Here is an 18,878-nt window from a genome sequence, read left to right as displayed (position 1 = left end):
CGTCAATCGTTCCCTCGGTCCGTCCACTGCCGCCGCGCGCTGCCATCGCATTCTCCCATCGGGCCTGGAGTGAGGCGCGCCTCCTCCGGCGCTGCCTGCACGGCGTCGCGGTGTGCCTTGGCCTGGCGAGTCCGCTCGCGCTCCATGCGCAGCGGGGCGCGTGCGATCCGGCAGAGCTCGAAGTGCGGTCGCTGTCGTTCATCGGCAACCGGGCGTTCACCGACGGGCAGCTCGCGGGGCTCATCGCCCTCACCGCCTCCGACGTGAAGCGGCGCGCCCCGGTGATCGGCAGCGTGCTCGGTGATGCGCGCTGCGCCAACCCCGGGCTGGTGGCGATCGACCGCGCACGCCTCGTGATCTACTATCGCCGGCGCGGCTATCCCGACGTGCAGGTGGACACGACCGTGCAGCGCGAGGCACGGCTGATGGATGTCCGGTTCACCATCCGCGAGGGCCGACCGACGCGGATCGACACGCTGCGCGTCACCGGTGTGGGGCTGATCGCCGAGCGGGAGCGCGTGTTGCGCAACCTGCCGATCGCGCGCGGGCAGGCATTCGACCTGTACCTGCTGGAGCAGAGCCGCGACACGCTGCGGCGCCGGCTCTCGAACGTGGGGTATCCCTTCGCCCAGGTGTTTCTCGCCACGGACGTGCTCCGCGGCGAGGGCGCGGACTCCACCAACCGGCAGGCGGTGGTGGAGTTCTCGGTGCGCCCGGGGCCGCGGGTGACCATCGGCGACGTGGTCGTGCAGGCGGTGTCGCGCGAGGGGCGGCGCCAGGAGATCCCATCCGACGTGGTGCGGGGCATCGTGGGACTGCGGCGCGGGCAGCGATACGAGCAGCACGAGGTGGAGCGTGCCACGCGTGCGCTCTACCTCACCGATGCCTACCAGCAGGTGCGCATCGAGCCGCGCCTGCGCGACTCCCTCACGTCCACGCGCGACAGCGCGACGGTGGACATGGTGGTGAACGTGGCCGAACGCTTCATGCACAGCCGCACGGTGAGTGCGGGGTTCGGCACGCTCGACTGCTTCCGCACGCAGCTGCAGTACACCGACCGCAACCTCTTCAGCCGCGCCCGCCGGCTCGAGGTCACCGGCCGGGTGAGCAAGATCGGCACCGGCCGCCCGATGGACTACTCGTGGGCCGACGGGCTGTGCGGCGCGGTGGCGAATGGCAACGACCCGTACAGCGACGAGCTCAATTACTACGTGGGGGCGACGCTGCGCCCGCCGGTGGGGCCCGGCGGGCTGCGCATCCCGGAACTGACGCTGTACAGCGAGAAGCGCGGCGAGTTCAAGGCCTACCGCCGCACCACGCCGATCGGTGCCATTGCCAGCGTCACGCTGCAGGCGGCGCCGCGGGTGCCGGTGACGCTGGCCTACGACCTCAGCCTCGGCAGGACCGAGGCGCAGCCGGCGCTCTTCTGCTCGGTGCTCAACCGGTGCGCGCCGGAGGATCGTGACGTCTTCACGAACACCCGTCGCCTCGGCGTGATCGGCGCGAACTTCACGCGCGATCGCACCGACGACCCGATCAACCCGCGCCATGGCTCGTTCACGCGGCTCGCCATCCGGCACGCCTCGCCGGTGACGTTCTCCGACTCGGCGTTCAAGTTCAGCAGCGCCGTGCTCGACGCGAGCCGGTTCTGGGGGCTGGGCTTCGGCACCACGCTGGCGGTGCGGCTGCAGCTCGGCGCCGTCTTCGGGAGCAGCGACCGCCTCGTGCCGCCGCAGGAACGCCTGTATGCCGGCGGCCCCACCACGGTGCGCGGCTTCCGGCAGAACGAGCTGGGCCCGGTGGCCTACGTCGTGAGCCCCGACACCAGCATCGCGACGCAGCGCTTCGTGCGTCGCCCGTCACCCGTCCATGCCGACTCGTTCTACTACGAAGTGAACCCGTCGGTGCAGCCGTTCCGCGTCGTGCCGGTGGGTGGCAACACCGTGGCCGTCGGCAACGTGGAACTGCGGATCCGCAGCCCGTTCCTGCCGTCGCTGCTGCAGTGGACGCTCTTCACGGACGTCGGCCAGACGTGGAGCCGCGGCGGCAGTGATGCCACCCTGCGCAACAGCACGCTCCGCGTCACGCCGGGCATCGGTGCCCGCGTCTTCTCGCCGATCGGCGTGATCCGCCTCGACTTCGGCTACAACGACTACGCGCCACGCGCCGGCGCAGCCTACTTCAACGAGCTGCCGCTTGCGGATGGCTCGCAGGCCCTCCTGTGCGTGAGCCCCGGCAACACGATCCTCGCCGGTGAGAGCCCGGGGGTCGACAGCGACGGCAAGCCGTTCGTGCGGATCGTGCAGAACGCGTACAAGAGCTGTCCCGGGAGCTACGCCCCGCGCCTGAACCGCGGCGTGCTCGGGCCATTCACCTTCTTCTTCGCGATCGGGCAGGCGTTCTGACGCGATGATCCGCCGCCGACGCCTGGTGCTGGCCTCGGGCCTCATCACCGTGCTGCTGATGGCGATCGGCGCGGTGGGCTCGGTGCTGTTCGTGACCGGCACCGACATGGGGCGCGGCTGGGTGCGGCGGGTCGTGGTGCAGCAGATGGCCCCGGTGGTGAAGGGCCGGCTCCACCTGGGGACGATCAGCGGCCCGATCCTGACCGGGCTCACCATCGACTCGATCGAGATTGCCGACAGCGCCGGCGTGCCGCTGCTGGCCGTCGGCCGCACCACGATGCGCTGGGACCCGCGTGACTTCCTCGACCGCCGCATCCTCGTCCAGCGGCTGATCACCGACAACGTCTTCGTCCAGGTCATCAAGTACAAGGACGGGGACTGGAACTACAAGCACATCTTCGCCGACGCCTTCCGGAAGGACCGGAAGCCGAAGCCGAAGGCGAAGGGCGGGTTCGGCGAGTTCATCGTCCTCGACTCGGTGTCGCTGACGCGCGGGACGTTCTTCCTGACGATGCCGTGGACGCCCGCCGACTCGCTCACGGGGGTGCGGCGCGACAGCGCGATCGCCGTCAACCTCGCGCGCACCAACGCGCAGATCCGCCGCGGGCCGCGCGGGTTCGTGCGCACCTGGAAGTGGGAGGAGGGGCACCTCGAGCTGTCGCACGTGCGCATGGCGCACCCCGACACGGTCGCCCGGCTGTTCCGCGTCACCGACATGGACGTGGCCGAGTTCGACCCGCCGTTCCGGTTCAGCAACATCCGCGGCGACGTGCGCTGGCAGGGTGACTCGATCTGGCTGGCACTGCCGCACTTCGAGTTGCCGGCCTCCGAGGGGTCTGCGACAGGGAAGGTCGTGTGGGGCAGCGACCTGCCCGAGCGATACGACATCGCGATCCGCGGCTCGAAGGTCGCGATGAACGACATCCACTGGCTCACCGAGACGTTCCCGACGCAGGGCGGCGGCACGATGGACCTGCACATCCGCAACGACCCGGCGAACCTGCGCGTGCTGACGTACGCCATCAGCAACATGGATGCGCGCAGCCACGACTCGCACCTGCGCGGCCGCATGACCTGGGGGGTGGGTGGCCCGGTGGTGACGCTCACCGACGTGGATCTGCGCGCCGAGCCGCTCGACTTCGCGCTGCTGCGCCAGTTCAACGGCATCCCGTTCCCGTACCCCTGGCGCGGCCAGTTCACCGGCACCGTGAAGGCGAAGGGCGGCCCGCTGCACCGCTTCGACGTGGACGAGCTGAAGTTCACCTTCCGTGACGCGAACGTGCCGGGCGCCACCAGCGCCGGCAGCGGTCGCGGGCAGGTGGACATCCTCTACCCGGCGTTCACGCGATTCCGCGGCTTCGACCTCGAGCTCACCCGCGGCGACCTGCGCACCCCGCGCTTCCTGAACCCCGAGTTCGCCGAGGTGAACGGGTTCGTGCGCGGCCGGGCGCGGCTCGACTCGCTCTGGTACGACGTCCGCGTGCGCGACATGGACATTTTCCACGACGACGGCAGCAACACGCCGCTGTCGCACGTCACCGGCGGTGGCCGGATGACGCTCGAGCCGAAGTACGTGCTGTACGACATGCAGCTCAATGCCGAGCCGCTCTCGCTCAGCATGCTGGGCAACTCCTACCCGCTGATGCCGCTGCGCGGCACCTACACCGGCCCGATCACGGTGAAGGGCACCATCGCGGCGCTGACGGTGACGGGGCAGCTCACCGGGGACGGCGGCACGCTCTCGGGCAGCGGCATCGTGGACATCGAGCCGGCCGGCTACGCCATCCGCGGCCAGGCGGCCTTCGGCCGGATGGACCTGCGCACGCTGCTGGAGAAGCCCACCCTGCCGGTCACGCAGCTCAACGGCCTGCTGGACCTCGACCTGCGCGGTGACTCGCTCGCGAACCTCGACGGCACCGCGGGCATCGCCCTCGACCGGTCGCGTGCCGACCGCCTGCGCCTGGACGAGGGGCGGGCGCGGTTCTCGTTCCGCGACGGCATCGCGCACCTGGACACCCTCGGCATCCTGTCGCCGTCGTTCTCGCTCATCGCGCGCGGCGGCATCGGCCTGCGTGCCGACCGCAGCGACTCGCTGTCGCTGCGCCTCACCGCCGATTCGCTGGGCGGGCTCCGGCCGTACCTGAGCACGGCGTCCGTCGAGTCGCCCGACTCGCTCGGCGGCACCGCCACCCTGCGCGCACAGCTCGCCGGCTGGCTGGACTCGGTCACCGTCCGCGCGTCGCTGTCGGGGCGCGACCTGCTGAGCGGCCGCATGATGGCGTCAGCCGCCGACCTCACGGCGTCGGGGTCGTGGGTACGTGGCCTGCCACGTGGAGCGCTGCGCTTCACCTCCGACTCGGTGGCGCTCGGGCCGGCGCGCTTCACCACGGTGACGGCCACCGGCGCATTCAGCTCCGCGCGCGACGGGCAGTTTTCCATCGACGCGCGGGCCGACAGTGGCGTGCATGCGGGCATCGCGGCGCGCCTGCGCGGTGCCGGCGACTCGGCCGTCGCAACGATCGACCAGCTCTTCGCGGGCGGGCCGAACACGCGCTGGTCGCTGCTGCACCCGGCCGTCATCTCGCGGGCCCGTGGCATCACCGCCATCGACTCGCTGGTCCTCGGCGACACCGGGGTCGCACGGGTGCGGCTCTGGGCGCGCGTACCGCAGGCCGACAGCATCTCGATGGTGCTGGACGGTGCGCAGATCCCGCTGCGCGACATCGCGTGGGTCACGCGCCGCGAGCGGACGATGACCGGCGTGCTCGAGGGGCGCCTGCAGGTGAAGGGGATGCGCGAGGCCCCCACGGCGTCACTCGTCGCACGTGCCAGTGCGATCACCGTCGGCACCACCGAGATCGGTGATGCGCGCGTGGACGGCACCTACGCCGACAGCAGCTTCCGCGCCGAGGTCTCGCTCAGCGAGCACAATCGCGCCACGTCACTGCTCTCGGCGCGGGTGGCGCTGCCGGTGACGGCCACCATGGATGCCTTCCCGTCGCTGCAGCAGGACGCCCCCCTCAGCGGCTCGCTGCTGCTGCGCAACACGCCGCTGGCGCTGTTCGAGGCCGCGACGTCGGCGATCTCGGATGCCAGCGGCACGCTGGCCGGGGAGCTGCAGCTGCGCGGCACGGTGCGCGAGCCGCGCCTGGACGGCAGCGTGACCATGGTCGAGGGGGCCAGCTACTTCGCCCCGCTCGGCGTGCGCATGGTGGGGATGAACGGCGAGCTGCGCTTCGCCGGGGACAACCTCTCGCTGCCGCGCCTGACCGTGAGTGGCGCCGGCACCCGCGGGGGCAGCGCGATCCTGAGCGGCCGCATCGGCTTCGCGTCGCTCACGGACCCGTCGTTCGACCTCGCGATCCAGTCCAGCAACCTCCGCATCTTCGACCGGCCGCGCATCGCCACGCTGGCCGTGTCCACTGACGCGGGCGGGCTGCAGATCCGCGGCACCCAGCGCGGCTCGGTGCTGACCGGCACCGTCACGATCCCCGCCGGCGACATCACCATCCCGGAACTGGGGGTGGCCAAGAACCTGGTCTCGATCGACGACCCGGAGTTCTACACGCTGATCGACACCACCACCACGCAGGGGCGCTCGCTGCTGGCGGCCGCCCCGTCGCCGCTGCTGCGCAACCTCGAGGTGCGCGACGTGCGACTGGTGATGGGCAACAACGTGTGGCTGCGCTCCGCCGAGGCGAACATCAAGCTGGCCGGCGACGTGGGTGTCACGCTCGGCCGCGCGCGGCAGGACAGCGCCCGCGTGCAGCTCGCGCTCGACGGCACGCTGCTGGCCGAGCGCGGCACCTATCGGCTCAACCTCGGCTTCGGCGCGGTGCAGCGCACCTTCGAGCTCGAGCGCGGCACGCTCAAGTTCTTCGGCGAGCCCGAGCTGAACCCCACGCTCGACATCCAGGCCGTGAACATCGTGCGGCAGTACACCCGCCAGGACCGCGACATCCCCGTGCGCATGACCATCGGCGGCACGCTGGTCGCGCCGACACTCAAGCTGGGCAGCGGCGACCCCACGCTGGTGCTCTCCGAGTCGGATGCCATCAGCTACCTGTTCACCGGACGCCCGAGCTTTGCCGTGACCACCGCCGCCGACCAGTACTCGTCGCAGGCCTACAGCGTGCTCCTGCCGACCATCGGCAGCTACTTCGGCGACCGTGTGGCGCGTGCGCTCGGCTTCGACCAGTTCCAGATCCAGACCGCCGGCGGCGTGAGCGGGCAGGAGTTCGGCGCGACCTCGGTGCTCGCCAGCACGCGCCTCGGTGGCGGCGTGCAGATCGGCGGCCGTACGTTCGTGAGTGCGACCGTCGGCCTGTGCCAGCTCTTCGGCACCGGCCAGGTGAGCAGCAGCCAGCCGTTCGTGAACTCGATCGGGGCGAAGCTGGAGTATCGCTTCAGCACATCGCTGTCGGCCTCGGTGGGTCGTGAGCCGCCCACCAGCCTCCTGCAGTGCAACAACGTGAACGCCCGCAACTTCGTCCCGACGCCGCAGCAATGGGGCCTCGACATCACGCGGAAGTGGGAGTACTGACGTGCGCGACACCGTCCCGCTGCCGCTGACCGGCACGAGCACCACCATGCGCGCCCTCGCGGCGCGAGACGGCGAGCTGCGCCGCGACACCACCCGGCCGGTGCTCATCGCGGGCGCGCGCGGCCTGGGCAAGCACCACCTGGCGCGCGGCATCCACGCCGGCTCGGAGCACCGCAACCTCCCGCTGCTCGAGCTCGACGCGCGGCACGCCGCCGCCGGCGACCTCCACCAGCTGGTGACCGGCGCACCGGACGGCACCACGCTGCTGCTGCGCCATGTCGACCGGCTTCCGCTCGCGGCGCAGCAGGAGCTCGAGGAGCGCACCCGCCAGCGCGGGCGCATCGTGCGCCTGCTCGCCACCACCACGGCCGACATCGTCGCGCTGGTGAATGCCGGTGCCTTCAGCGAGTCGCTCTACTACCGCCTCCACGCCTGGCCGATGCTGCTCCCGGCCCTCGCCGCCCGCGAGGCCGGCGACCTGCTGGCCCTCGCGTCGGCGATCCTCGCGCAGACGGCCGACGGCGATCCCGGGCTGCCGGTGTCCTGCGATCCCGCGGCGGAATCGCTGCTCTCCACCCGCCCGTGGGACGAGAACCTGCGCGAGCTGGAGGCGACGCTGGCCCTCGCGCAGATGCGTGCGCGCGGGCAGGCGCACATCGGCGCCGCGCACCTGGCGCCGACCGCCGCCGATGGCGACGTGCCGCCGGCAACCGCCACGCTCGCCGAGGTGGAGCGCTGGCACCTGCTGCGCGCACTGGCGCTCTGCCGGGGCAACCGCACCCACGCGGCGCGGCAGCTCGGCATCAGCCGCATGACACTGATCACTCGCCTGAAGCAGGCCGGCGCGACCGCGATGGAGGCGTCCTGAGCATGCGATTCCCCGTTTCCAAAGGGTGGCTGTCATGAGCAGCGACATCATCGGCCACGCCTTCGTGCGCAGCGCCATCGCGCCGCTCTTCGCGGAGGGGCGCGTGTCGTCGGCCCAGGTGTCGCAGCGGCTCGCGGGGCATCCCGTCTACGTGCTCGAGTCGCGCGACGACCACTGGCACCGGGTGCGCGGCATGGACGCCTACGAGGGCTGGATGCACGACGGGTACTTCATGCGCCTGGTGGACGAGTCGCCCGTGATCGCGACCACGTCGGAGGACTTCGCGCTGACCTACGTGCCGCGCGTCTCGATGGGCGTGATCGCGCGCAGCGAGCGCCACGGCCTGCGCGCGCTGCCGCTGGGCGCCTGGCTCGACCTCGACGAGGAGATCGTCGACGGGGATGTCGTGCCGCTGAACCGGATGGAGGAGCACTTCGCCACCGCGCCGGACGCCATCGCGCAGTCGGCGGTGGAGTGGTTCGAGGGAACGTCCTACCAGTGGGGCGGCATCACGCCATGGGGCGCGGATTGCAGCGGCTTCGTCCAGACGATCTACGGTGTGCACGGCGTGCCGCTGCCGCGGGACGCGCACCAGCAGGCCCTGGCCGGCGAGGCGGTCGCGCGCACGGCGCTCCAGCCCGCCGACCTGCTCTTCTTCTCGGACCGCGAGGACGGCCGCATCACCCACGTCGGCGTCGCCCTTGCCGGCGACCGCCTCGCGCACATCGCGCTCGGGCGCGGCGGCTTCGCGCTGGAGTGGCTGGGTGACCTCGACGACGCCTACGTCGCGACGCTGAACGCGCGGTTCGTCAGCGCACGCCGGGTGGTGTAGCCGTCACGAGACCAGGCCGGCCGGGGCCGGCGGCGCCAGCGGCAGGGCCGAGGCGAGCACCTGGGTCACCTGGAGCGCCGTTCGCGTGGCCTCCGCACCGTCCACCGCGACGACCATCGTGTAGAGCCCCGGCACGTCCATCGGCAGGTCCACCACCGCCAGCAACGGGACGTCGATGCCATCGGCGCCCTCGTGCACCGGGCCGACGACCAGCTCGCCGGTGGACGACCAGAGCACCACGCCAGCCGGGTTGACCCACTCCAGGCTCACCCCGTGCGCGCCCTCGTCCTCGGCCACGGCCTTCAGGCGCACCACGAACGTGGCCCGCGGATGCAGCGAGGGAAGCTGCCCCACGTGCAGGGCGTCGAAGACGCCCAGGATGTTGAGCTTTCCTTCCTGCGACAGGTTGGCCGCATCGGCGAACAACGCGAATTGGACATGCATCCGCGCATGCTACCCTCCCGCCGGGGGCGCAGGAAGGGATGCCGGGGGGCGCTAGATTGAGCCCCATGTCCGCCACCGTCGCCTCCGCACCCGTCACGCCGCCCGCCGCAGCCGTCGTGACGCCGGAGCCGGCCGGCTTCGGCGTGATCGACCTGCTGCTGCTGCTGATGGCCGCCATCTGGGGGGCGAACTTCTTCGCCGTGCAGTACGGCACCGCCCACATGCCGGGGCTGTCATTCAACACCTCGCGGATGGCGCTTGGAGCGATCGCGATGCTCGCGATCGCGCTGCTGACGGTCCGCGACCCCTGGCCCGGCCGCGCCGACACCATCCGTTTGCTGGTGTTCGGCGCGCTCGGCAACGGGATCTATCAGTGGCTGTTCGTCATGGGCCTCTCGCGGGCCCGTGGCGGATCGGCATCCCTGATCCTGGCGGCGTCTCCCGCCGCGCTGGCGCTCCTTGGCTGGGCCACGCGGACGGAACGGCTCACGCGGTTCCTGGTGGGCGGCGTGATCCTCTCCGTGGCCGGTGTGGCGATGGTGATGCTCGGCGACAACGTCGTCGCGCAGACCGGCGGCAGCTGGATGGGCAGCGTCTACCTGATGGCCGCGATGCTGAGCTGGTCGGTCTACGCCACCCTCCTGCGGCCGCTGACCCAGCGCGTGAACGGGCTGCACCTGACGCTGATCACGCTGATCGGCGGGCTGGTCCCCCTGCTCGGGCTCACCGGTCCCGATCTCCTCGCCACCGACTGGGGTGCGCTGCAGGCCGGCACCTGGGCGGCGATGGCATACTCGGGGCTGGGCGCGATCGTCGTCGCGTACCTGATCTACTACCATGGACTGAAGAAGATCGGGGCCACCAGGACCTCGCTGTACGCGAACCTGCAGCCCTTCGTGGCCATTCTGGTGGCATGGCAGTTCCAGGGCGACCGTCCAACCTTCTGGCAGATCATGGGATTCCTCTCCATCACCGGCGGCCTCCTGCTCGCGCGGCGCAAGGCATGACCGTCCTCGTCCTGTTCGACATCGATGGCACGATGCTGCTGGCGCATGGCGCCGGCCGGCGCAGCGTGCACCAGGCCATGACCGACGTGTTCGGGGCCACCGGACCGCAGCACCACCCGTTCGACGGCAAGACGGATCCGCAGATCGTGCGCGAGCTTGGCACCCTCGCCGGCATCACCCCTGACGTCATCGACGCACGGATGGATGCAGCCCTCGAGCGCTACTTCGGCTACCTCGAGGCCGACATCACCGGCACACCCGAGACGGTGGAACTGCTGCCGGGAGTGCATGACCTGCTCGCCGCGCTCGAGGCCCGCGAGGACGTGATGCTCGGCCTCCTCACGGGCAACATCGTCGCCGGCGCCGCCCTCAAGCTGCGCGCGGTCGACATCGCGCCCGAGCGGTTCGTGGTGGGGGCGTTCGGCTCCGACGCGGCATCACGGCCCGCCCTGCCTGCCATTGCGCAGCAGCGCGCCTCGGCGCGGATCGGCAGTGAGCTGCCGGGATCCCGGATCGTGATCATCGGCGACACGCCGCACGACCTCACCTGCGGCCGCGAGATCGGCGCCCGCGCCATCGGGGTCGAGACGGGGCGCTTCTCCGCCGCCGACCTGCATCCGTACGCCCCGCTGGCGGTCTTCGCGAACCTCACCGAGACGGCCACCGTGGTGGACACGATCCTGAGCGTGCGGCAGGAGCGCGCCGCCTGATGGTGGCCATCGCCGCGAGCATCCCCGCGCGCCTCCGCGGCGCGTGGCAGGAGCGCTCGCTGGACTACGATGCGGCGGTCGAGCTCACCGCCACCGCGCTGCAGATCGCCTACGACCCGCAGGATCCGAAGGTCGTCGAGGTCTCCCTCGACTCCCTCGACGGGGCCACGCTGGAACACGGGGTGCTCTCCCTCTGCCTTGCGACAGGGAAGAAGGTGGTGCTCTCGGATTCCGCGTACCTGGACGGGCTCCGGCTGCGTCTCGAGGCTGCGGTCTGTGCCTTCCCGGCGCAGACGCTGTCGCTGCGGGCCTTCGGGTCGGAACGCAGTGCGCCGGGGTCGGATCACGACCGCTGGTTCGAGGCACTGCTGACGGCGCGGCGGGTGGCCGAGGAGAGCCGGACGATCGAGACGCAGCGTCGGGCCTTCGATGCCGGGCGGCTGGGCCGTCATGCGCAGCTCACGCGCGAGGGCTGGGCCGCCGATCGCTTCGAGGCGGCCGCCGATCGCCGCGCGCTGGCGGCGGAACTCGAGGAGATCGCGGCACCCTACGGCTCGGCGCTCTTCCGGCTCGAGGCGGCTGCGCTGGCCCTGCGCCACGCGAGCGATGCCACGCAGTTCGGGGTCTGGCGCGGCTGGGCCGAGGCGGTGCAGGGGGCCTTCCGCAGTGCGGATGAGACCTGGTCGCTGATGGTGCCGGTGCTGGCGGACTCCCGCGGTGTGCGGGGGGCGTTCTGGCGCCGCCTGCTGCGCCGTGGTGGCGCCGGCGGCGCGACGTGATCGCCGGGATCGGGATCGACCTCGCCGACATCGACCGGATCGAGCGCCTGCTGGCGCGCCACCCGGAACGGGCCCGGGCCCGCCTGTTCACGGCGGGCGAGCGCGCCTACTGCGACCGGCGGGGGGCTCCGGCCCGGCATTTCGCGGCACGGTTCGCGGCCAAGGAGGCCGCCTACAAGGCGCTGGCGGGCAGCGAGGACGCCCGCCACATCCACTGGCAGGAGATCGAGGTGGCGAACTCACCGCTCGACGGGCGGCCGCTCCTCCGCCTGCATGGCCGGGCGGCCCGGCGGGCGACGGAGCTGGGGGTCCTGACGATCCATGTGACGCTGACCCACTCCGACGCCGTGGCGGCCGCAGTGGTGGTGCTCGAACGCCCGGACTCTTGAGTCCGGGCGGAATTGCCAACAGATTGTTCGGCATTCGGCGCTTCTGCTCTAGCCGAGCCTGAACGCTGGGTGTATTGTTCAATCACCCGCCTGAGAATCATTCTCAACTAGACCGAACCGTGACGTCTGTCGCCCTGTCGATCGTCGATTCCGCCCCCGCCGGTGCGGCGCCCCGTGCGCCCCTCGCGTGCCGGCTGGGCGAGTGCCGGGCGGGTGCGTCGGCGACCGTCGTCACGCTCGGGTGTGGGGAGAACGAGGCGTGCCGCCTCCGCGAACTCGGCCTCATGGAAGGCTCGAGCGTCAACATCGTGGATGCCCGGCACTGCATGCTCCTCGACGTGCGCGGTTCGCGGCTGGCCCTGAGCCCCGCCATCACCGCCGGCATCACCGTCCTTCCGACGCGCTGAGCGCGGCGCGGTTCACGCCGCACCTGCCGGTGTCCACCTCATTTGTGCCACACGCCGGCAGCGGGATGCCGGTCGAGCCCGGGCTGCGCCGTATCCGCGTGGCGCTCGTCGGCAACCCGAACACGGGCAAGAGCACCCTCTTCAACGCACTGACGGGGATGCGGCAGCGGGTCGGCAACTTCGCCGGCGTCACCGTGGAGCGGGTGGAAGGCGCCGTGCGCGGGCCGGCGGGTGAACAGATCACCATCGTCGACGTCCCCGGCTGCTACGCGCTCTCGCCGGCGAGCCCCGACGAGGAGATCGCGCTCGGCGTGATGCGGGGCACCGGCGGTGAGCCGATGCCCGACGTGGTGGTGGTGGTGGCCGATGCACTCCACCTCGAGCGCAACCTCTACCTCGTGAGCCAGGTGCTGGAACTCGGCCTGCCGACGGTGGTGGCGCTGAATCAGGTCGACGCCGCCGCCGACGCGGGCGTCGAGGTGGATGCCGTCGCGCTGATCCACGAGCTGGGGGTGCCGGTCATCCCGACGATCGCCACCCGTGGCGAGGGGCTCGACGTGCTGCGGAAGGCGATGGTCGCAGTGCTGGCGCAGCCCGCTCCCGTGCGGCCGTTCCCGCTGCCGCCGGACATTGCCGACGCCCTCGCACCGCTGGCCGAGGCGCTGATGACGCGCGGGGCGCCGGCCCCGATCGCGGCCCACGATGCGCTGCGGCTGCTCGCCGTGCCGCGACTCGAATCGTGGTACGGTGCCTCGCGCGACGCGATCGCGCCGGTGGTGGACGAGGCGCGCATCGCCGTCGCGGCCGCCGGCAGCAATCCGCGCAGCCTGGAGGCGGAGCTGCGCTACGGCTGGAGCAGCGCGGTGGTGGCGCGCACGGTGATCAACCACAACGCCGGCGCCCGCACCAGCAGCGACCGGATCGATGCCGTGGTGCTCCACCGTGTGTGGGGACCGGTGCTGTTCGTGGTGGTGATGGCGCTCGTCTTCCAGGGCATCTTCACCTGGGCGCAGCCGCTGATGACGGCCGTGGAGTGGGCCGTGTCGCGGCTGGGCGATGCGGTCGGCGCGCTGCTGCCGGAGGGCGACCTGCGCGGCCTGCTGGTGGACGGCGTGATCGGCGGCGTGGGCAGCGTGCTCGTCTTCCTCCCGCAGATCGCGATGCTCTTCCTGTTCATCGGGATCCTCGAGGATAGTGGCTACATGGCGCGGGCGGCGTACCTCATGGACCGCCTGATGCGCCGCGTCGGCCTGCACGGCAAGAGCTTCATCCCGATGATCAGCGGCTTCGCGTGCGCCGTGCCGGCGATCATGGCCACCCGCACCATCGAGGAGCCGAAGGACCGCCTCGCGACCATCATGGTGGTGCCGCTGATGAGCTGCTCGGCACGGCTGCCGGTGTACACGCTGCTGATCGGCGCCTTCGTGCCGCCGGTGGCCGTGCTCGGCGGGCTGTTCAGCCTGCAGGGCGTGACGATGCTCCTGATGTACGTGCTCGGCACGGTCACGGCGCTGGCCGTGGCGGCGGTGTTCAAGCGCACCCTGCTGCGCGGACCCGTGCGGCCGATGATCCTCGAGATGCCGGCCTACCGGCTGCCGAACCTGCGCACGCTGCTGCAGAACGTCTGGCATCGCGCGCAGCTCTTCCTGCGGCGGGCGGGCACTGTGATCCTCAGCTGCAGCGTGTTGCTCTGGGCGCTGGCGACCTATCCGAAGAGCGACGCGCCGGCCGGCATGCCCGCCGAGCGTGCCCACGAACTCCAGCTCGAGAACTCCGCGCTCGGCCGCGTCGGGAAGCTGATCGAGCCGGTGGTGCGCCCGCTGGGCTACGACTGGAAGATCGGGGTGTCGATCGCGGCCAGCTTTGCGGCACGTGAGGTGTTCGTGAGCACGATGGGCACGATCTACGGTGTCGGCGACGCGGACGAGACGTCGCTCGCGCTGCGCGACCGGCTGCGCTCGGAGGTGAACCCGGCCACGGGCGCGCCACGGTACTCGCCGCTGGTGGCGCTGGGGCTCATGGTCTTCTACGTCTATGCCCTGATGTGCATCAGCACGGTGGCCGTGACGGTTCGCGAGGCGGGCGGCGGACGCATCGGGTGGAACTGGGCCGCGATCCAGTTCGCCTACATGCTCGGGCTTGCGTACTTCGCGGCCCTGGTGGTGTATCAGGGTGGACGCATGCTGGGATTCCGGTAGGAGCAGACATGGTCGAACAGTTCGCCACCGCGCTGATCGTGCTGGCCGCCGCCGCCTTCGTGGTGCGGCGGATGTGGCGCGCCATTGCCGCCGCGCGGGCGCCGAAGGGCGGCGCCTGCGACGCCGGCTGCGGGTGTGCCGCGCCGCCCGCCGACCCGCGCGTGAAGCGCCCGGGCTGACGATCGTGCAGGCGCCGCGCGAGATCGGGAGCCGCTCGCCGCGCGACCTCATGCGCACGCTCGCCGTATGCGCGGGGATCGCCGCGTGCACCGATGGCACCGCAGTGGCCCCCGGTGCGCCGGTGGCCCGCAGCACCTCGGTCATGCCGGCGCTGGTGAAGCGGCTGCCGGCCGGCGTCATGGCCTACACCGTCATCAGCAGCGCGGACTCGCTTCCGGGCTCGCCACGTTTTGCCGGCGCGGCGGATGGTACGGGGCTGCTGCGCAATGGTGACGGCACCTTCACGTTGCTCACGAACCACGAGGTGATCGGTGCCGTGAGCCGCGTCACGCTCGACCACACGTTCGCGCCCGTGTCACTCGACTACGTCGTGCGCTCGGCCGCAGGCATCTGGCGGCGCTGCTCGGCCACGCTCGCCACGGTGGCGGAACATGGATTCGGCCCGCTGTTCCTGAGCGGAATCGAGGGCGGCATCGAATCGGTGGTGCAGGCCGTCGACCCGCGCATGGCCCCGCGCACCGCACCGGACGACGGCATGCTGCGACCGGCGCTGGGCCGCTGGAGCGCGGAGCAGGTGCTGCCTCTCCCGGGCACGGCGTATCCCGGGCGCACCGTGATCCTCATCGGCGATGACGACGGTGGCGCCAATGGTGGCCAGCTTGCGATGTATGTCGGCGACGCCGTGGGTGACCTGGCACACGGCACGCTGTACGTGCTCGCGCGCGCCGACGACAACACGCGCGAGATGGACATGACGACGGCCGGCGGACCGTATACGGTGCAATTCCGGCCGGTGCCGAACGGCGCCACCACCACCGGCGCGCAGGTCGAGGCCGCCGGTGCCGCGCAGCACATGATGCGTTTCGGCCGCGTGGAGGACATCGACTACCGCAAGGGCACCGGCGGCGGCCGTGAGCTGTACTTCAACGTCACGGGGCAGGCGGCCACCGGCGTGAATGCCGACGCGAGCCGGTCGGTGCATGGACGCACCTATCGCCTCGTCCTCGACGCCGGCACCCCGCTGCGCGGCACGCTGCACGTCCTGCTCGATGGCGACGACCGCAGCGGCCCGGCGCGCCTCTTCCAGAATCCCGACAACATCGTCGCCGGCACCAACCACCTGTACATCCAGGAGGATCCGCACGTCTACGGCGACGAGACCCACGACGCGTACATCTACCAGTATGCGCTCGCGACCGGCGTGCTGCGCGTGGTGCTGGAGCTGGACCACCGGCGCGACACCCCGGTGGCGGAGCCCTGGGGCGGCGCCGCGACCCCGCTCGGGTCGTGGGAGTTCGGTGCGATGATCGACGTCTCGGCGCAAACCGGAATTCGCGATGCCTTCCTGCTGGCCATCCAGCCGCATGGCTGGCGGGACGGGCGGTTCCTGCGGCTGGCCGGCAGCCACCCGGACCCCGTCATCGACGCGTCGGAGAACCAGGGCAGCCAGCTGGTGCTGCTCACCGGCCTGCCGCGATAGCGCTCAGCGCATTCGCGTCCAGATGAGCAGCGAGCAGTCCTCGTTCTGGCCGGTGTACTGCGCCGGTGTGTTGGACGTGTACAGCTCGAACGCGCCGATGTCCTGCGGCGGCACCGACGCGAGGGCGAAGCGGTAACCGCTGCCCGGTGACGTGACGTGCTGCCCGTCGATCCAGACGCCGAGATTGCGGCAGCGCGGCACGTTGATCTCGGAGCCCGAGCCGCCGCCCGTGCGCACACCCGGCAGCCCGTTGAACCAGTCGTTCATGCTGAACGGCACCCCGCCCGGGAAGTAGGCGATGTCACGGAACTGGCCGCCGCCGCGCTTGCGCCGCGTCTCGAACGCCGGTCGCCACGGCTCACCGGGATACTGGTCCTTGATCTCGACTTCCGGCAGGGACTGCCCCTCCTCGCCAAGTGCCACGCGGATCCGGAACGCCGGTGCCCGGCCGATGACGAAGCGCGCATTCCGCTCGCTGAAGCCGATCTTTCGCACGGTGATGTTGATGGCGGTGTCCGCCTCGACGGTGATGCTGGCGACGCCGCTGGAGTCGGTGCGCACGGAGTCGCCGGTGAGGAAGAACCCCACATGCGCGTCGGGCACGGGCTTGCCGGCCCGGTCACGCACCTCGATGCGGATGTCGCGAGGGGTGCGTTGCGCCTGTGCGGCGTGCGTGCACACGGCGCCCAGCAGGACGGGCAGGCCGAGGGTCAGCAGGACGCGGGGGACACGGGGCATGGCGGAGGAGGCTGTGGTGGCAGGGACGGGCCGGTCAGCGGCTGCGGGTCCAGACGAGGAGTGAGCAGTCCTCCTTGGCCGGGTCACTGTACTGCGATTGCTGCTGCGACATGCGGTACAGCTCCACGGCCGCGATGTCGGTGGCGGTGAGCTGCATCAGGGCGAGGCTCGATGACAGCCCGGGGCCGGTGACGTGCATGCCATCGATCCAGACGCCGAGCCTGGGGCAGCGGTTGATGCGCAGCCCACGCGCCGTCATCTGCACACCGGGCATGCCGTTGAACCAGTCGTCGAGCACCATCGGGGGGCGGCCGGTGAAGAAGCTGCGGTCGCGGAAAGAACCGCTCGCGCGGTGCTTCCGTTCCTCGTAGGCGCGGCGCCACGGCTCACCGGGATACTCGGCGACCACGCTCACCTCCGGCAGCCGCACGCCGAGTTGCCCGAGGGTCACCCGCACGAGGAACGCGGGCGCGCTCCCGACCGGGAAGCGTGCCGCACGCGGTTCGAACCCGATCTTGCGGACGCTGATGGTCAGGGTGCTGTCTGCCTCCACCTCGGCCAGCGCGACCCCGCTCGAGTCGGTGCTGGTGGAGTCGCCGCGCGGGAGGAAGTCCACCCGCACGCCGGGCAGCATGCGGCCGTCGCGATCACGCACCTCCACCCGCACCTGACGCGGCGCGGGCTGCGCCGGCAGCGCGCCGGCCCGGGCCAGCGTCAGCGCCAGCGCTGCGACGGCAATACCGCAGGCACGCTGCCGCAGGGCTCGGACGTGCGCCGTGGTCGTGGCCGAAGGCGTCATGCGGTGGAAGATGTGAGCCGTACCGGGAGAGGGCCATCGTGCGGACCCGGCTCAGCGGCGGATCATTCCCGGGATCGGTGCGCCGGACGTCGCCGGGAGGTCCAGGCCAGCCCAGTTGCCGCGTTCAGCATGGAAGAGGCCGGCGCGTGCGATCATGGCGGCATTGTCCGTGGCAATGCGTGGCGACGGCGCCCGCACCGCGACCGTCGGTCCGACCCGCCGGCACACCTCGGCCACCAGTGCCCGGTTGCAGGCCACCCCACCGCCCAGCACCACGCGCTGGCGACCGCCGGCGCGGACCGCGCGCGCCACCTTCTCCGCCAGTGTCTCGGTCAGCGCGTCCTGGAATCCGCGAGCGATGTGTGGCGCGTCGGCAGCGACGTCCGCGGATCCCCGTACCGCCAGCATCACCGCAGTCTTGAGCCCGCTGAACGACACATCGTAGTAATCGTCATCGCCCGGGCGCTGGTCGCGCCGCAGCATCGGCCGGGTGAAGCGGAACCGCGACGCGTCGCCCGAGGCGGCGAGGGCCTCGAGATGCCGACCGCCGGGATACGGCAGCCCGAGCAGTTTTGCCGCCTTGTCGAACGCCTCGCCCGCCGCGTCGTCGCGCGTGGCACCAAGGAGCTCGTAGCGACCCCATTCGGCCACGTCGATCAGCATCGTGTGCCCACCGCTCACCAGGAGCGCCACGAACGGCGGCACGGCATCGGCGTGCTCGAGACTGGTGGCGAAGAGGTGGCCTTCGAGGTGGTGCACTCCCACCAGCGGGACGCCGCTCGTCATGGCCAGCCCCTTGGCGGCGGCGACGCCCACCAGCAGCGCACCCACCAGCCCGGGTGCGTGCGTGACGGCGATCGCGTCGAGCGCCGGGAGTCCGACGCCGGCATCGCCCAGGGCCTGGTCGATCACCGGGAGGATGGAGGTGAGGTGCTGCCGGCTCGCGATCTCCGGCACCACGCCGCCGAAGATGCGATGGACGTCCTGCGAGAGGATCACCAGCGACTCGAGCGTCACCGTGTCGCCGCTGCCGCTGAGCACCGACGCCGACGTCTCGTCGCAGCTCGTCTCGATGCCGAGGATGCGCATCAGGCGCGGG

Annotated in this window: 16 protein-coding genes; 12 read left to right on the top strand and 4 right to left on the bottom strand. The window is 71.4% G+C overall.

The annotated features are described in order from the left end of the window. The first annotated feature begins 182 nt into the window (after positions 1–182). From IT355_12495 to IT355_12480, 4 genes are read left to right on the top strand one after another with little or no spacing between them, the layout of a single operon-like run. Positions 183–2,405 (top strand): BamA/TamA family outer membrane protein, encoded by a 2,223-nt coding sequence (locus tag IT355_12495; GenBank protein ID MCC7054075.1) that lies wholly within the window; start codon positions 183–185, stop codon positions 2,403–2,405. A gap of 4 nt (positions 2,406–2,409) precedes the next feature. Further along, entirely contained in the window at positions 2,410–6,948 is a 4,539-nt protein-coding gene (locus tag IT355_12490) for a translocation/assembly module TamB (GenBank protein MCC7054074.1), read from the top strand. A 1-nt stretch (position 6,949) separates the two neighbouring features. Then, entirely contained in the window at positions 6,950–7,816 is an 867-nt protein-coding gene (locus IT355_12485; GenBank protein MCC7054073.1) for a sigma 54-interacting transcriptional regulator, read from the top strand. Positions 7,817–7,850: 34 nt separating this feature from the next. Continuing rightward, positions 7,851–8,648 (top strand): C40 family peptidase, encoded by a 798-nt coding sequence (locus IT355_12480; GenBank protein MCC7054072.1) that lies wholly within the window; start codon positions 7,851–7,853, stop codon positions 8,646–8,648. 3 nt (positions 8,649–8,651) lie between these two features. Here IT355_12480 and IT355_12475 read toward each other — a convergent pair whose 3' ends face one another. Then, positions 8,652–9,092 (bottom strand): hypothetical protein, encoded by a 441-nt coding sequence (locus IT355_12475; protein ID MCC7054071.1) that lies wholly within the window; start codon positions 9,090–9,092, stop codon positions 8,652–8,654. 65 nt (positions 9,093–9,157) lie between these two features. Here IT355_12475 and IT355_12470 point away from each other — a divergent pair, with 65 nt between their 5' ends. From IT355_12470 to IT355_12435, 8 genes are all read left to right on the top strand, one after another. After that, positions 9,158–10,099: a DMT family transporter gene (locus tag IT355_12470; protein MCC7054070.1), complete on the top strand. Its 942-nt coding sequence runs from the start codon at positions 9,158–9,160 to the stop codon at positions 10,097–10,099. Then, positions 10,096–10,809 carry a haloacid dehalogenase-like hydrolase gene (locus tag IT355_12465; GenBank protein MCC7054069.1) on the top strand — a complete coding sequence of 238 codons (714 nt, stop codon included), beginning with the start codon at positions 10,096–10,098 and terminating at the stop codon, positions 10,807–10,809. Before IT355_12470 ends, IT355_12465 begins: the two co-directional genes overlap by 4 nt. Then, positions 10,809–11,588, top strand: coding sequence for a hypothetical protein (locus IT355_12460; GenBank protein MCC7054068.1), 780 nt, complete (start codon positions 10,809–10,811; stop codon positions 11,586–11,588). The genes IT355_12465 and IT355_12460 overlap by 1 nt, the downstream gene beginning before the upstream one ends. Beyond that, positions 11,585–11,977: a holo-ACP synthase gene (locus IT355_12455; protein MCC7054067.1), complete on the top strand. Its 393-nt coding sequence runs from the start codon at positions 11,585–11,587 to the stop codon at positions 11,975–11,977. The genes IT355_12460 and IT355_12455 overlap by 4 nt, the downstream gene beginning before the upstream one ends. Before the next feature lie 119 nt (positions 11,978–12,096). Then, positions 12,097–12,384, top strand: coding sequence for a ferrous iron transport protein A (locus IT355_12450; GenBank protein MCC7054066.1), 288 nt, complete (start codon positions 12,097–12,099; stop codon positions 12,382–12,384). Between the two features lie 29 nt (positions 12,385–12,413). Beyond that, complete coding sequence (feoB, locus tag IT355_12445) at positions 12,414–14,582, top strand: ferrous iron transport protein B (protein MCC7054065.1); 2,169 nt, start codon at positions 12,414–12,416, stop codon at positions 14,580–14,582. Positions 14,583–14,590: 8 nt separating this feature from the next. Further along, a complete protein-coding gene (locus IT355_12440) occupies positions 14,591–14,761 on the top strand; it encodes a FeoB-associated Cys-rich membrane protein (GenBank protein MCC7054064.1) in 171 nt (56 codons plus the stop codon). Between the two features lie 5 nt (positions 14,762–14,766). Then, positions 14,767–16,242, top strand: a complete 1,476-nt coding sequence (locus IT355_12435; GenBank protein MCC7054063.1) for a hypothetical protein — start codon at positions 14,767–14,769, stop codon at positions 16,240–16,242. Positions 16,243–16,245: 3 nt separating this feature from the next. On the opposite strand, the gene IT355_12430 is transcribed toward IT355_12435, so the two are convergent. From IT355_12430 to tsaD, 3 genes are read right to left on the bottom strand one after another with little or no spacing between them, the layout of a single operon-like run. Beyond that, complete coding sequence (locus IT355_12430) at positions 16,246–16,980, bottom strand: hypothetical protein (protein ID MCC7054062.1); 735 nt, start codon at positions 16,978–16,980, stop codon at positions 16,246–16,248. A 34-nt stretch (positions 16,981–17,014) separates the two neighbouring features. After that, on the bottom strand, positions 17,015–17,779 hold the full coding sequence (locus IT355_12425) for a hypothetical protein (protein MCC7054061.1): 765 nt from the start codon (positions 17,777–17,779) through the stop codon (positions 17,015–17,017). A 51-nt stretch (positions 17,780–17,830) separates the two neighbouring features. After that, entirely contained in the window at positions 17,831–18,868 is a 1,038-nt protein-coding gene (gene tsaD, locus IT355_12420) for a tRNA (adenosine(37)-N6)-threonylcarbamoyltransferase complex transferase subunit TsaD (protein MCC7054060.1), read from the bottom strand. Between the last annotated feature and the right edge of the window lie 10 nt (positions 18,869–18,878).

The organism is Gemmatimonadaceae bacterium (assembly GCA_020851035.1).
In the GTDB taxonomy this organism is placed as follows: Bacteria; Gemmatimonadota; Gemmatimonadetes; order Gemmatimonadales; family Gemmatimonadaceae; genus JACMLX01.
The sequence above is the reverse complement of the archived record's forward strand: the minus strand, read 5'-3'. Positions and strand labels throughout refer to the sequence as shown.